14 protein-coding genes are annotated in these 15,254 nt (G+C 55.2%); 13 read left to right on the top strand and 1 reads right to left on the bottom strand.

What is annotated here, in order from left to right; genetic code table 11:
• Positions 1-45: 45 nt before the first annotated feature.
• The 8 genes from gatB (at position 46) to KJB30_RS10755 (ending at position 8,880) form a co-directional block, all read left to right on the top strand.
• Complete coding sequence (gene gatB / locus KJB30_RS10790; protein ID WP_214299024.1) at positions 46-1,488, top strand: Asp-tRNA(Asn)/Glu-tRNA(Gln) amidotransferase subunit GatB; 1,443 nt, start codon at positions 46-48, stop codon at positions 1,486-1,488.
• 144 nt (positions 1,489-1,632) lie between these two features.
• Entirely contained in the window at positions 1,633-2,496 is an 864-nt protein-coding gene (locus KJB30_RS10785) for a LolA family protein (protein ID WP_214299022.1), read from the top strand.
• 11 nt (positions 2,497-2,507) lie between these two features.
• Complete coding sequence (locus tag KJB30_RS10780) at positions 2,508-3,215, top strand: LolA family protein (protein ID WP_246545635.1); 708 nt, start codon at positions 2,508-2,510, stop codon at positions 3,213-3,215.
• A gap of 129 nt (positions 3,216-3,344) precedes the next feature.
• Positions 3,345-3,830 (top strand): YajQ family cyclic di-GMP-binding protein, encoded by a 486-nt coding sequence (locus tag KJB30_RS10775; protein ID WP_214299018.1) that lies wholly within the window; start codon positions 3,345-3,347, stop codon positions 3,828-3,830.
• Positions 3,831-3,873: 43 nt separating this feature from the next.
• Positions 3,874-5,187, top strand: coding sequence for a 30S ribosomal protein S12 methylthiotransferase RimO (gene rimO / locus KJB30_RS10770; protein WP_214299237.1), 1,314 nt, complete (start codon positions 3,874-3,876; stop codon positions 5,185-5,187).
• Between the two features lie 25 nt (positions 5,188-5,212).
• On the top strand, positions 5,213-5,767 hold the full coding sequence (locus KJB30_RS10765; protein ID WP_214299016.1) for a chromate transporter: 555 nt from the start codon (positions 5,213-5,215) through the stop codon (positions 5,765-5,767).
• Positions 5,767-6,285, top strand: coding sequence for a chromate transporter (locus KJB30_RS10760; protein ID WP_214299012.1), 519 nt, complete (start codon positions 5,767-5,769; stop codon positions 6,283-6,285). Before KJB30_RS10765 ends, KJB30_RS10760 begins: the two co-directional genes overlap by 1 nt.
• Positions 6,286-6,336: 51 nt before the next feature.
• A complete protein-coding gene (locus tag KJB30_RS10755) occupies positions 6,337-8,880 on the top strand; it encodes a helicase C-terminal domain-containing protein (RefSeq protein WP_214299010.1) in 2,544 nt (847 codons plus the stop codon).
• Positions 8,881-8,934: 54 nt separating this feature from the next.
• On the opposite strand, the gene KJB30_RS10750 is transcribed toward KJB30_RS10755, so the two are convergent.
• Positions 8,935-9,414: a hypothetical protein gene (locus KJB30_RS10750; protein ID WP_214299008.1), complete on the bottom strand. Its 480-nt coding sequence runs from the start codon at positions 9,412-9,414 to the stop codon at positions 8,935-8,937.
• 150 nt (positions 9,415-9,564) lie between these two features.
• Here KJB30_RS10750 and KJB30_RS10745 point away from each other — a divergent pair, with 150 nt between their 5' ends.
• From KJB30_RS10745 to KJB30_RS10725, 5 genes are all read left to right on the top strand, one after another.
• Complete coding sequence (locus KJB30_RS10745; RefSeq protein ID WP_214299006.1) at positions 9,565-10,536, top strand: sensor histidine kinase; 972 nt, start codon at positions 9,565-9,567, stop codon at positions 10,534-10,536.
• A complete protein-coding gene (locus KJB30_RS10740; RefSeq protein WP_214299004.1) occupies positions 10,526-11,242 on the top strand; it encodes a response regulator transcription factor in 717 nt (238 codons plus the stop codon). The genes KJB30_RS10745 and KJB30_RS10740 overlap by 11 nt, the downstream gene beginning before the upstream one ends.
• A 188-nt stretch (positions 11,243-11,430) precedes the next feature.
• Positions 11,431-11,763 (top strand): hypothetical protein, encoded by a 333-nt coding sequence (locus tag KJB30_RS10735; protein WP_214299002.1) that lies wholly within the window; start codon positions 11,431-11,433, stop codon positions 11,761-11,763.
• Entirely contained in the window at positions 11,760-13,670 is a 1,911-nt protein-coding gene (selB, locus tag KJB30_RS10730; RefSeq protein WP_214299000.1) for a selenocysteine-specific translation elongation factor, read from the top strand. The genes KJB30_RS10735 and selB overlap by 4 nt, the downstream gene beginning before the upstream one ends.
• A gap of 269 nt (positions 13,671-13,939) precedes the next feature.
• Positions 13,940-15,199 (top strand): glycosyltransferase family protein, encoded by a 1,260-nt coding sequence (locus tag KJB30_RS10725; RefSeq protein WP_246545634.1) that lies wholly within the window; start codon positions 13,940-13,942, stop codon positions 15,197-15,199.
• The last annotated feature ends 55 nt before the right edge of the window (positions 15,200-15,254 follow it).

Here is a 15,254-nt window from a genome sequence, read left to right as displayed (position 1 = left end):
TTTTCAATTACAAATCATCACCTAAGCAACTCCGGAGATTGTTACATGAAATTTCAACCTGTCATTGGTCTCGAAGTTCACGTTCAGCTCAAGACCAATTCAAAAATTTTCTGTGGCTGCTCAACCGCCTTCGGTTCGTCACCCAATTCCCAGACTTGTCCGGTCTGCCTGGGACTGCCCGGCGCACTACCGGTATTGAACAAGCAGGTGGTGGAATTCGCGATCAAGGCCGGCCTCTCGACCAACTGTTCCATCACCCCCCGCAGCATCTTCGCCCGCAAAAACTACTTTTATCCAGACCTGCCAAAAGGGTACCAGATCAGCCAGTTCGAGGAGCCGATCTGCCAGCATGGCTGGCTGGATATCCAGGTGGAGGGGCAGGACCAGAAACGTATCGGCATCACCCGTATTCACATGGAAGAGGACGCCGGTAAACTTGTTCACGGAGAAATCGCCGGACTTGAAAAAGGTTCCGGCGTTGACCTCAACCGCGCCTGCACACCGCTCCTCGAGGTTGTCTCCGACCCAGATTTGAGAACTTCAGACGAAGCGGTGGCCTATTTGAAACAGCTTCACCAGATTGTCACCTGGCTTGGTATCAGCGATGGCAACATGGAAGAAGGAAGCTTCCGCTGCGACGCAAATGTGTCTGTCATGCCGGTTGGGGCCGCACAGTTCGGCACCCGCGCAGAAATAAAGAATGTCAATTCTTTCAAGTTCGTGAAGCAGGCCATCGAGTATGAAATCCAGCGCCAGATCGACCTGATCGAGGATGGCGGCACAGTGGTTCAGGAAACGCGTCTGTTCGACCCGAACAGCGGCACCACCCGTTCGATGCGCGGCAAAGAAGAGGCCCATGACTATCGTTATTTCCCGGATCCTGACCTTGTACCGCTGGTCATTGATCCCGCATGGGTGGAGCGCAGCCGCAGCGAACTGCCGGAACTGCCGGAAAAGAAGAAGCAGCGCTTCATGGAAAGCTACAGTCTACCCGCCTATGACGCCGATGTGCTCACCGCTACACGGGCCTTGGCAGAGTATTACGAAGAGTGCCTGGCGCTCCAGACCAACCCGAAGGCAGCCTCCAACTGGATAATGGGAGAAGTCATTCGCGGTCTTAATGATTCCGGTTTGCCCATAGAAGAATGCCCGGTAACTCCGCGCCTGCTGACAGACCTGCTCAGGTTGATCGAAGAGGGCACAATCTCCGGTAAAATAGCAAAAAAGGTCTTCGATGAGGTCTGGAAGAGCGGCAAGGACCCCAAAACCATCGTTGAAGAACAGGGGCTGGTACAAGTATCGGACAGTAGCGCCATCGAAGCAATCATTGATGATTTGCTGGCCAGAGAAGCTGGACAGGTGGCCGAATTTCGCAGTGGAAAGGACAAGCTGCTCGGCTTCTTTGTCGGACAGGTAATGAAAGCCAGCAAGGGAAAAGCAAACCCTGCCGTGGTAAACGACCTGTTGCTGAAGAAACTGAAAGGCTAGAATCTCCAAATCCAGCTGGAACAGCTCCTCAAAAGGCGGTTGCGATACCTGAAAGCTTATGGCAAAATCGACATTCGCTTCCACTATCAGGCCGTTGGAGGCGAAGCGCCTTGATCCCAAACCCTTGACTCCTGGAGAAAAGCTATGAGACGAATCATGCTGGCTATGGCCCTGCTGCTTTGTTCATGGACCTGGGCTTCTGCAGCCACCATGAATGCCGGACTGAACGATGTCATTGCAGCTGTTGAAAAAGCTTTTCAGCAGGACAACAGCGGGCATGCACCGATCAGTGATTTTACGGCAGATTTTTTTCAGCGCACCCAGCTCTCCACTGATCGCCGGGAAATGCGCGGTGATGGCCGGGTAAGCGTCAGAATGCCTTCAGACGGCCAGCCACTCATGTTCCGTTTTGAGTATTATCGGCCAGCGCGGCAGGAAATAGTCAGTGATGGGCGCTCCATGTGGATTTATCTTCCGGAAAACCGGCAGGTAATCCTTAGCGATGTCAGTTTTCTCTATGACCGCCGCAGCCTGAGTCCCAACAACGACCCATCCGTCAACTTCCTGCAGGGCTTGGGACGAATTTCAAAAGATTTTCAGATCAATTTTGCTCCCGGCATGTACGATGCCGCCGGTAACTACGTGCTGGAACTCAATCCACGACGTTCAATGCTCAACACCCGTCGGATTTTGCTGGTGGTTGACCGTGACAGTGTTGTGGCCAGGACCGCCGCCAAAGGAAGTACCCCAACCGCGCCTCCAACAAACCGGCCCGGATCACCAGCTGCCAAAACTGGCCCACTGGCTCCACTGGGAGCATTCGGAGTTCCCCAATCAAACCTGTTTCCAGTGTTATCCTCCACGGTAGAGGGTCACGATGGAACAATCGTGACAATGGAATTCAGCAACATCAGGATTAACAACCGCATTCCGCGCACTGAATTCAATTTCATCATTCCCGCAGATGCCCAGGTAGTACGGCCATCGGACAAGAACCTGCCCCGATGAGGAGAATTGCTTTGAGACAGAATCTGCTGTTCTTCTTTCTGCTTGTTTTCGCTTGTCCAGCCTGGTCGGCGGAGAAACCGGCCGCCCTGAAAGATGTGGTCGCCGCCCTGGAGAAGAGTTATGCTTCTCTTCATGACGTGCAGGCTGATTTCCGCCAGAAAACGGTGATTACATCAGTCAAGCGGGAGCAACTGGGAAACGGAGAGGTACTGCTGAAGCGCCCTTCACCCTCCTCCTCCATGTTCCGCTTCAATTACACAAAGCCGCCTCAACAGATCATCTCCGATGGCAAGCAGGTCTGGTTTTATCTTCCCGAGAACAAGCAGGTCATGGTTTCGCCGGTAGTCGCCATGTTCAAAGGCGGCAACTCCATCGCCCTTTCATATCTGACCGGACTGGGTAACGTCACGCGTGATTTCAATATTTCCTTTGCCAGGGAACAACGGGACGCAGCCGGCAATTACCATCTCGACCTGACACCCAAAACCCCCTCCCCCATACTGTCAAAGTTGCGTCTAACAATCTCTGCCGAGGCGGTGGAGCGATTTGTCAAGAATGGAAGTGTCACGAATATCTTTCCCATCGTTGCCTCAATCATATACGATGCCGGCGGCAACGAAACCCGCATCGACTATAGCCGCACCCGGGTCAACAAAGGGATTGACAACAGCAGGTTCAGCTTCAAAATCCCCAAAGGGGTTGAAATCATCAAACCATAGATTCTGGACCGCAGGGACACGGAGAACATCACGAAGCATCAAAAGCAGTGCTTTTGCCTTCCTCTCATCACCTCCTCTTTTCTCATGATGCCTTCGCAGTCTCTGCAACTTATTCTTCCGGAGGATAAAATGCCGTCATTTGACATCGTTTCAAAAGTTGACATGCAGGAAGTTGATAATGCCGTTAACCAGGCCATCAAGGAGATCGGGCAACGTTACGATTTCAAGGGTTCCAAGAGTGAGATCAAACAGGAAAATGATGCGGTCAAAGTGCTGGCCGACGATGATTACAAGCTGAAAGCAGTCATCGATGTGCTCCAGTCCAAGTTCCTCAAGCGCAACATTTCCATTAAAGCCTTGCAATATGGCAAGGTCGAACCATCTTCAGGAGGGATGGTGCGCCAGATAATCACGGTTCAGCAAGGGATCTCCAAGGAAAAAGCCAAGGAGATCATCGCCGTCATAAAAGAAAGCAAACTAAAAGTTCAAGCCCAGATTCAGGATGATCAGGTACGGGTTACCGGTAAGAACCGGGATGACCTGCAGGATGCAATCCAGCTTTTAAAGGGCAAGGATCTGGACGTAGAAATGCAGTTCACCAACTTCAGGGATTAATACGAGGGAAATTTTGAGCGAAAGCGTAAAACAGAAAGTCAGCATGGTCAGCCTGGGGTGCCCCAAAAATCTCGTGGATGCCGAGGTCATGCTGGGAGTCCTCTCCCGGGAGGAATACGAGATCACCACCAACGAGAAAGAGGCTGATGTCATCATCGTCAACACCTGTTCCTTCATCAAGGAGGCCAAACAGGAGAGCATCGATGCCATCCTTGACCTCGCCGAGCGCAAGCACGATGGCCACTGTCACACACTGATCGTGTCCGGGTGCCTTCCCCAGCGCTACCAGGATGAGCTGGCCAAGGAACTGCCTGAGGTTGATATTTTCATAGGCACCGGAGATTATCCCCGTATCGCAGAAATACTCGCAGAAAAAGCGGGCACAACTGAACAGCTGCGATACATCGGTGATCCCGATTATGTTTATGATGAAAACCTGCCACGCCTCAATTCTTCACCCGGCTGGTACTCTTTCCTCAAGATCGGTGAAGGATGCTCCAACTGCTGTTCCTACTGCATCATCCCCAAACTGCGCGGTGCTTACCGCTCACGCCCTGTTGAAGCCCTCGTGGCTGAGGCGGAGAAACTTGCAGCCAGAGGCGTCAAGGAACTCAACATCATCTCCCAGGACATTACCCGCTACGGCAGCGACATGGGAGACGGCACCACCCTGGAAACCCTGCTGCGCCGACTGGTTACAATTGAAGGTATTCAATGGATACGCCTGCTGTACGCCTATCCCGACGGCATCAGCGATAGTTTGATCGCCCTGATCCGTGACGAACCGAAGATCTGCAAATACCTGGATATCCCGATTCAGCACATCAGTGATCCGGTCCTGCAACGGATGAAACGCAGAAGTTCAGAGCAGCAGATACGAGACCTCATCGCCAAGCTACGCCACGAGATCCCGAGCATTTCCCTGCGGACGTCGCTGATCGTAGGTTTCCCTGGCGAAACCGCTGAAGATTTCAGCACCCTGATGCACTTTGTGGAGCAGGCACAATTCGACCGCCTGGGAGTCTTCTGTTATTCACGGGAAGAGGGCACACCTGCTGCCGACATGGCTGAACAGGTTTCCGAGCGCATCAAGCGCGAGCGCTACCGCAAGCTGATGCGGGCCCAGGCACGCCTCTCTTTCCGCCGTAACCGTGCGCTGATCGACCAGACTGAACAGGTCATAGTCGAAGGTTACAGCGAGGAGACCGAACTGCTTCTCAAGGGCCGCTCATCCCGCCAGGCGCCTGATATCGATGGCCAGGTATACATAACCTCCGGCACCGCCGATGTTGGTGACATCGTCACCATCAGGTTCACCGACTCGTCCGATTACGATCTGATCGGAGAAATGGTCTAGCGCCCCCTCAGTGACTCCCATTACCATGAACAAATCAAAGCCGGTCAGCCTGAAAGAAATCTTTCTGACATTTGTCAAGATCGGGTTGACCGGCTTCGGCGGCGGCATGGCCATCGTAGCCCTGGTGGAGCGCATCTGTGTCCATGAAAAGAACTGGATTTCTTCAGAAGAGTTTCTGCACGGCCTGGCCTTCGGCCAGATCCTTGGTCCTTTTTCCCTGAATGTCTGCACGTTTACCGGTCACCATCTTCGGGGCATTCGCGGCGGTGTTACTGCGGCTGTCGGCTTCATTCTGCCCTCCTTCCTGCTGGTGTCCCTTCTCTCCTGGATCTATTTCACCTACAACAAACTGCCCCAGCTCCAGGCTGCCCTCAGGGGAACCAATCCGGTCATTATCAGCCTCATCGTGGTGGTGGCCATCGACATGGGGCGCAAACAGATCAAAGGTGCAAACGGCGCCCTGATGGCCCTGGCGGCCTTTGGCGCAACAGTGCTGCTCAACTTCAATGCCGCCTGGGTACTGCTGGCTGCAGCGCTCTGGTCCCTTGGCATGAGCCTCTATCGCAGGGAGAATGCCTGATGACCTCGCTCGTTTCCCTGGCATGGATCTACCTGCGTATCGGCCTGGTCTTCGTTGGCGGCGGCTATGTCCTGATTCCGCTGCTGAACCATATCATGGTGGAGCAGTACCGCTGGCTGACCCTGCGGCAATTCCTGGATGGTCTGGCACTTTCCCAGTTGACCCCCGGACCGCTGGCCATGCTGGCCACCTTCACCGGCTTCAGAGCCGGCGGGTTCCTGGGTGGGCTGGTGGCAACGGTGTTCATCTTCATCCCTTGCGTTGTGCTGATGCTGATAGTAGGGCGCAACTACCATCGCCTGAAAAGGATCGACCTCATCAAAGGCACCCTGGACGGCCTGCTGCCTGCGGTAGTCGGGCTGGTGGCGGCCGCTGCCTGGAACCTGGGAGTTTCCTCCCTCTCCGGCGCCAAGGAACTCATCATCATGGCAATCGGTTTTGCCATCTTCAAGTGGACCAAAGTCAGCCCCATGCTGGTCATTCTCGGCGCAGGGCTTACCGGCCTGCTGATCAACTGATATTACCCCCAACCAAAGGTTTTCCTCTGCAGTGAAAGAGCCTGATCCCCAATGAATAATTTTTTTACAGAAGATGCACTGCTGCTGATACGCCACGAGATCACCCGTGCCGCGGGCAATGAAGTTTTTTTTATCGGCCATACTAACGTTGAGGGAATTGTCTACGAAGTGGAGACCATTGCCAGGGGCAGCAAAATGGCCGTCCCGGCCATCCTTTCCCGTGCCGCCTGTGGCGACGTTGTCATCCATAATCACCCCTCCGGCGACCTGACACCCTCGGCCGCAGACATGGATATCGCTTCTGTCTGCGGCAACCAGGGGATCGGCTGCTCCATCGTGGATAATGCCTGTACCCGTTGCTACCAGGTAGTGACCCCCTTTGCGGAAAAAAAAGGAGAAAAGCTCTCTCTCGATGAAATCAGCCGTATCTTCGGTGCCGAGGGAGTGCTGGCCTCCAACCTGAAAGGGTACGAACAGCGCGATGAACAGATGGCCATGGCCTCGGCCGTCTCCGAGGCGTTCAACCATGATCGTGTTGTGCTGGTCGAAGCAGGCACCGGCACCGGAAAATCGCTTGCCTACCTGGTGCCTTCCATCCTCTGGGCAGTGCGCAACAACGAGCGCGTGGTCATTTCGACAAACACGATCAATCTTCAGGAGCAGTTGATCAAAAAAGACCTTCCTTTTCTGGCCCGCCACACAAACGTAGAGTTCAAAGCGGCGCTGATCAAGGGGCGCAGCAACTATGCCTGCCTGCGGAAGCTGGAAAATGCGGAGGCTGAGCCGAGCCTGTTTCCGGACGAGTCGTCAGCCGAACTGACTGCGATCATCGACTGGAGCAAATCTGCGGCTGATGGCTGCAAGAGCGGCCTGACCTTCACCCCGCATTCCGGCACCTGGGAAGAGGTCTGCTGCGAAGCCGACCAATGCGGCCGTTCGCGCTGCAAACACTTCAATCACTGTTTCTTTTACCGTGCCCGGCGAGAAGCCTCGGCCGCCAAAATTCTTGTTGCCAACCATGCCCTGCTGCTGTCAGACATCGTTCTGCGCAAGGAGACCGGGTATGATGCCACCGCAATCCTGCCCCCATTTACCCGCCTGATCTTCGATGAGGGGCATCACCTGGAGGATGTGGCTACCAGCCACCTGTCGCTGATGATCTCCCGGGGCGGTATCCTCAAGCAACTGCACCGCCTGGTGCCGGCAAAAGCCAATCGCAGCGGACTGCTGACAATCATCTCCAACCGGCTGGCCCGCGACCTGCCGGAATCGCTCGACGCGCTGTACAACGAGCTGTCCGGACTGCTGGAAACCCACCTGCTTCCCAAGGCCCACGATCTTGCCGGTCTGACTGAAACCACCATGGACTGGCTGGCGCTTGCCGTGGAACACGAGACCGGCAATGCCCCTGGCAGGGAACAGAAATTACGCATTACCCCGGCCATTGAAAAGAGCGCGTTCTGGCAGGAGTGCCGCCAACGGCTGCATGTTCTGGCTGACGCCATCGGCGAGTACACCTCGGCTCTCCGCACCCTTAATCGCCGCTGTGAGGGGCTGCCGGACAAGGTGCGCGAACGGCTGACAGATCAGCTGGTCGATATAGCCGGCATCGAAGGGCGCCTGCAGGCCATGGTGGACAGCCTGCTGTTCTGCAGTGCCGATGCCGAAGGGTATTGCCGCTGGCTGGAGGTCAACCGCAACTCTCGCGGCATCCAGGCGAGGCTCTGCGCTGCACCGCTGGATATCTCGGGCCAGGTCAAGGAAACGATCCTGGACAAACTCAAAACCATCATTGTCACCTCTGCCACCCTGACGATCGGCGGTGACTTCAAGTACCTCAAGAAACGTTCCGGCTTCGGCCTGCTGCCGAAAGACCGCCTGGCCGAGCTGCAGCTCGCGTCCCCCTTTGATTATGATTCACAAGCCTTTGTTTCAGTTCCTGATGACATGCCTGAACCGACTGCTCCGGGGTACCGCACTGCGCTGGAAGAGCGCATCCTGCAGGCCTGTGCCATTTCCAGGGGTGGCGCGTTCATCCTCTTCACCTCCTACGACCTGCTCAACAAAACCTACGCTGCCCTGGCACCGGATCTGGCCCGACTCGGCCTGGCGACACTCAAACAGGGCGAAATCGGGCGGCACGCGCTTCTGGCCCATTTCCGCAAGGAGGGTAACGCCGTACTTTTCGGCACCGATTCCTTTTGGGAGGGGGTCGATGTAAAAGGGGAGGCGCTGCGGCTGGTGATCATGGCCCGGCTCCCTTTTCAGGTTCCCACGGAACCGGTACAGCAGGCACGTTCCGAGCAAATCGACGCCACGGGAGGGGATTCTTTTCGCGATTTTTCCGTGCCCCAGGCAGTGATCAAATTTCGCCAGGGTTTCGGCCGGCTGATCCGCAGCCGCAGCGATCGCGGTGCAGTGCTTATCCTGGATCGGCGCATCACCACCAAAGGCTATGGCAAGATTTTCCTGAGATCATTACCGAAGGTGACGCTGACAACCGGGGATTCGGGTGACATTTTTAAAAGAATGGAAAGTTTTTTTGGAATGTCGGAAGACGGGAAGAGGCAAGGGGGTAAAGGGGTGAAAAGGTGAAGGGGTGAAGGGGGTACAACCTCGTCTCCTCGTACCCCCGTCACCGTTTTTTTGTCAGCTCACCTGTTTCATGCGCTTTTTGGCGCTGAAGTTGAAACACTGGAAATAGGTCAGAAAGATCAGCAGAAATGAGAAGAGGGCTGTGCTCTGGAAAAAAGGTGTGCCCATTTTTTCGGCGCCAGGCGCGCGGACCACGAAGATCAGGAAAAAGAGTATCACCGATATTTTCCACAGATCGCTCAGCAGCCTTTTTTTACGCAAAGCCTTTAGCACATCCACGGAAAGTCCCAGTACGCTGCTGTCAAGCTCTATTCCTGCATCTCGCCAGGCAAGGCGATAGAGTGGATACACCAGAAACATCTGAATGATGATTGAAAAGATCAGGCTTTTGAAGAAATGATCCGGCTTGCCCAGCAGGCCGTAACGGTTCTGAAATATGAATGCCATGAATGCCAGCAGGGCCAGCAGAATGAATTGAACAACCCGGTAGATCGTCAGGGTGTGGTTGAGGCGCTTGAAATTGAAACTCGACATTGCTATCTCCGCTGAGGTATCAGATTGCGCTGATTGCGCCCGGAGTTTATAACAGAATAACAGGGTTTGAGGCAAGCATTCAAAGTTGTGCCACCTGCCCCCTTATTTCCCGTTGTTTCACCATAACAGTGGTATGTAACCAGAGGTACAATGAAGCTGCTCCGCAAAATATTCCATCCTGTCATGGCTCTCATCGCAATCCAGCTGGTCTGGATCACCGTGGTGATTTTCTGGATCTACTGGTTCATCGGCAAACAGCGGGAAATTCGCGCCCTGGCGGAAAAATATCGGCCAGAGCTCCTGGGGGAGGGCATCAACTGGCTGGTCATGGTCGAGGGACTGGTAATGTTGACCGTCATCCTCGCCGGGGTGTACATCATCTTCGTCTACTGGAACCGCCAGTCAAACCTCTATCACCACCAGCGCACCTTCATCTCCCAGGTCACCCACGAGCTCAAGTCGCCGCTGGCCTCAATCCAGCTCCACCTTGAGACCATCCGGCTGCGCCACCCTCCCGTTGAAAAGCTGAACAGTTTTGTGACTACCATGCTGGCCGATACCGAACGGCTCCACTACCTGATCAACAATCTGCTCATGGCCGCACGGCTGGAACAGCGCCGCAAACCTGCCGAACGACGCCTGACCGACCTTTCGGCAATGGTGGCGGAGTATGTCCAGAGGGAGCGGGACAATCTTCCCCAGGGGGGCAGCATCACCCTGGAAAGCGAACCAGGACTCAAGGCAATGATCGACCCGGAAGAGATGGGCATGGTGCTGCGCAATCTTTTTGAGAATGCTGTGCTCTATTCTCCGGGCAGCCCGGATCTCACCGTGCATTTTAACCGCTCGGGAAATACGCTCCACCTGTCGATCCAGGACAAGGGACGGGGCCTGGACAAAAAAGACTTGAAGAAGGTCTTCGACATGTTCTACCGTGTCCAGACTGCTGGAGAAAATGTGCGCGGAACCGGCTTGGGATTGTATATCGTCGACAGCATCATCACCGGATACAATGGCAGTGTGACTGTCGAGAGCCCCGGCCTTGGCCGGGGCTGCACCTTTACGATCAGGATTCCCGCAGCGGGTTTGACTTCCTCAGCCCGGAGAACCGATGACCACTGACAAACCCCACATAATGCTTGTGGAAGATGAGATGCACCTTGCCAGGGGCATCTGCTTCAATCTGGAGGAGGAGGGTTGCCGCGTCAGCCACTTCGACACCGGGGAAAAAGCACTGAAAACCCTGGAAATGGAGCATTTCGATCTTGTCATTCTGGATGTGATGCTGCCCGGCATGAATGGCTTCGAGGTGTGCAGAGCAGTGCGCAAACTGGATGCCAGGGTGCCGATACTGATGCTGACCGCACGATCGGAAGATACTGATCGGGTACAGGGACTTGAAAACGGCGCTGATGACTACCTTACCAAGCCATTCAACCTGGTGGAGTTCCTCCTGCGTGTCAAAGGCATGCTGCGGCGTTCCTCCTGGTACCGCCCGGACCCGGTGGAGGAAGGATACCAGTTCGGGGACAATGAAGTCTTTTTGCTCTCCTATCGGGCCAGAACTGCCCAAGGGGAAATTGACCTGACCGAGATGGAGGTGCGGGTTCTGTCCCTTTTCTTTCAAAAAGAAGGAGAAATCATCCCCCGCGGAGCTCTGCTGAATTCGGTGTGGGGTTATACGAACGATACAGAAACCCGCACGCTGGATAATTTCATTGTCCGCTTGCGCAAATACTTCGAGCCCAATCCGGGCAAACCGATCCATTTCCAGACAGTGCGGGGAGTTGGGTACAGGTTTAACCGGGATGGGCGTGAACAACCTTAACACGTTATCCAGAATCGTGACGCCTTCACGCTTCCACTTGTCTGGAATGCCTATTTATGGGCTTCCGGGAATAGGAAACTGTCTGGCGAAGGGCACCTGGCACCATCGGCATGTGGCGGGTAGGTAATTATTAACTCCGGCATTCCAGCGTCACGGATTCAAAAAACATCTTAACTAAAAGGACTTCCATGATTGAACAATATCAACTCCCCTTGTTTCTGCTGAATACCCTGCTGGTGCTGCTGAATGCTTCCCTCGGCTACCATATGGCACCCCGCCTGCTGGCCGGCGTGGATGATCCGGAGATTGCCGTATCAGGTATCAGAAGCATCCGCGGACTTTTACCAGCCATTGTTGCGTTGTACATGTTCTTCAACTGTCTGGGGTACTTCCAGGCAAGATCAGCATATCTCCTGGCTGTCACTGCTCTGGTGTTTGCCGACCTCGCCCTGCAACTGGTGCTACGCAATAAAGCCAAAGCTCGCAGAGCAGATAACGGTGAAGGGAAAGAAGAACCTTGAAGCACCTGATTCTCGGCACGGCCGGACATATCGATCATGGCAAGACCTCGCTGGTCAAGGCTCTGACCGGCATTGACACCGATCGACTGAAAGAGGAAAAAACCCGCGGCATCACCATCGAGCTCGGCTTTGCCCATCTTGAGCTTGAAGGAGGAATCCGGTTCGGCATCGTCGATGTACCGGGGCATGAGAAATTTGTCCGCGCCATGGTAGCCGGCGTGGGCGGCATGGACCTGGTCATACTTGTTATCGCCGCTGACGAAGGCATCATGCCCCAGACCAGGGAACATCTGGACATCCTGCGGCTGTTGGGAGTTAAGAGCGGCCTGGTGGCTTTAACCAAGTGCGACATGGTTGATCGGGACTGGCTGGATCTGGTCACAGAGGAAGTTCGTGATTTCGTGGCCGGCAGTTTTTTGGAAAAAGCACCGATATGCGCCGTATCATCCCGTACCGGCGAAGGACTGGAAAAACTGAGGATAGAACTGACACGCCTGGCGGATGATGTTGCGGAAAAGAGACGCGAAGGGCAGTTCCGTCTGCCGCTGGATCGCGTTTTCACCATGGCCGGCTTTGGCACCATTGTCACCGGCACCCTGTTGGCCGGCGAAATACATGTGGGTGATGAAATCGAACTGCTCCCTTCCGGCCGCGAGGGTAAAGTACGCGGTATTCAAGCCCATGGAAAAAAAGTCGAAACCGGCCAGGCAGGCCAGCGGCTGGCAGTGAACCTGCAGGGGATCGATCTTGACCAGGCCCACCGGGGGAACGTGGTGGTGCCGCGCGGTCTGTTTCGTCCTACAAGGGCAGTAGATGTGCGTCTGGACTACCTGGCTTCTGCTCCGCGCATGCTGAAGCATCGCGCGACGGTGCGCCTGCACTCCGCCACCTATGAGGTGCCGGCCCAGGTGATTCTGCTTGATCGTGACACGCTCCAGCCGGGGGAAAGCGCCTACGCCCAATTGCGCCTGAAAGAACCGGCACTGCTGCTTTCCGGCGACAGCTACATCCTGCGGGCTTTTTCACCACAGGTAACCATCGGTGGTGGCGTGACCCTCGATCCGTTTCCGCCAAGCCGGCGCCGCAGGAGCGACGATGCGCTGCAATTGCTGGAAGCGCTGGATACCGCCGAACATCAGGCAACACTCCGGCTTATCATCAGCCAGAGCCTCTTGACCGGCATTTCCTACGATGACCTGCTGCTCCGCGCCGGTATTCCGCGCAAAGCTGCTGACACCGCTCTGGCAGCGTTGCTCGCATCAGGCACGATTCTTCAAATGAACCGTGAGCCACGGCTGTTTCTGGCACGGGAAGCGCTGGAACAGCTCAAGCAGGGAATGCTGACGGAACTGACGACGTTCCTGGCGGCCAATCCGCTCAAGCAGGGCATGGGCAAGGAAGAACTCAAGACGCGCCTGCCCAAACGAAGCGACGCCCGATTTTTTGCTCCGCTACTCTCTGCCCTGGAGCGGGACGGTGTGGTGTTGGCCGACCGCGATATCGTCAAGCCGGCAGGCCAGACCATCCGTCAAAATATGGCTGTCGATGGCCTCGGCGGCAAGATCGCGGTATTTTTGCAGGAAAAGGGTATCGAGCCCCCCACGATCAAGGAGATCATGGAACGCTTTCGCTGCGACGAAAAAACCGTCCGCGACAACCTGGCTTTGCTGGTCAGAAACGGTGACGCTGCGCGCATCTCCAGCGACCTGTTCTATGCTACATCGGCACTGGACGGCTTGCGCAGCAAGCTGGTGGACCACCTGCGAGAGAAGGGCGAGATCACCCCGCCTGAATATCGCGAGCTGACCGGGCTATCCCGCAAGTTTCTGATTCCGCTACTGGAGTACTTTGACGGTGAAAAAGTAACCATCCGGGTAGGAGACAAGCGGGTGGCGAGGAAAAGGTAGTAAGAGAGGACTTTATGGGGCAGGATTATGATTCTCGCACAGGCATTATACGCGAAGCATTGAGCCAGAATAATATGGCGGGTTCCGCACAGCAGCGCCGGAGACAACTGATGAAAGTGAGTCTCAAGGTGCGCAAAGAAAGCATGAAGGTTAATTCCGAATTCGATACGATAGAGGATGCTCCCAATACCATAAGACTCGAGGAATAGCTTGAAATTATCCTCTTATACCGACTTGGTTAAATTCAGAAAAATGTCGAAGGCTTCATCTTGATACCCCGCCACATCGCAGCGTACCTGGCCAAACATGTTTCTTACGATCACTGCCACCTCAATGAACCACCCGTTGCTTCATACCGTGGAGCGGTGGTCATTCCCAGTCTGGCCGAGTTTCACAACCTTCCCCACACCCTGCAATCGATTGCCACCAATCCCCCTGAACTACTGGAACAGTTCCTGATCCTGATTGTCGTCAACCAGCGTGCCGATGCCTCGCCCGCTGAGCAGGCCGACAATCTGGCCACCCTGACCGCACTGCCGGCATGGAAGCGTGAGTATGGCCTGAAACATCTCAGGTGGGTGGATGCCGCTTCCCCCGGACATGAACTGCCGCACAAGCAGGGAGTGGGTCTGGCCCGCAAAATCGGGCTCGACCTGGCTCTGAATCATCTTGAATTCAACAGCTACGATCCTCTGCTGATCTGTCTCGATGCAGACACGATTGTACAACCCGACTATCTGTCAGCCCTTGCTCATCATTTTGAAAGTGCCACAGCAGGGGGAGCAAGCCTTCCTTACCGCCACCGTGCTGCTGCCACTCCCGAGAGCCAGGCGGCTATCGACCGTTACGAACTCTTCCTGCGTGTTTATGTTCTGGGATTGGAACAGGCCGGTTCCCCCTGGGCCTTCCATACGGTGGGAAGCGCCATGGCAAGCCGGGCATCGGCCTATGTCGCCAGCGGAGGTATGAACAAGCGCCTGGCAGGGGAAGATTTCTATTTTCTCCAGCAGGTGCACAAGACCGCCGGAGTTGCTCCCCTGTCCGGCACGACTGTACATCCATCACCACGTTCTTCCCACCGGGTTCCTTTCGGTACCGGCCGGGCCGTGGGCGATATGCTCAACAAGGGCGAACAGCAACTGCTTTTCTATCAGCCGGAGCTGTTTGGGATACTGGGGGAGTGGTTACACCTGATTACAAACAATTCCAGTGGTGATGGAGATGAAATTGAGCAGGCGGCGGGATCGATTTCGCCACACCTGAGAAGCTATCTGGAACAGACCGGTTTTGGGGCGGCCTGGGACAACCTGAGACGCCACAATCCCGACCGGCAACGATTGATAACCGCTTTTCACGGCTGGTTCGATGCATTCCGCACCATGCGCCTGATGCACCATCTGACCGACAGTGCCTGGCCACGCATCTCCCCCGAGCAGGCGGTACGACCTTTACTGGATCAAGCAGGTCTTACGTCAGGAGAAACCGTGAGCAACCAGCTTGAGCTTTTACGAAGCATGCAGGGAGTATAAAATGCACTATTACTTGGTACCTGAACAAATGGAGCAGCCAATCTGCAAGGAGAAC

The sequence above is a fragment of the Pelotalea chapellei genome, from assembly GCF_018531195.1.
Classification (GTDB): Bacteria; Desulfobacterota; Desulfuromonadia; order Geobacterales; family Pseudopelobacteraceae; genus Pelotalea; species Pelotalea chapellei.
This window is presented reverse-complemented; position numbering and strand designations above follow the sequence as displayed.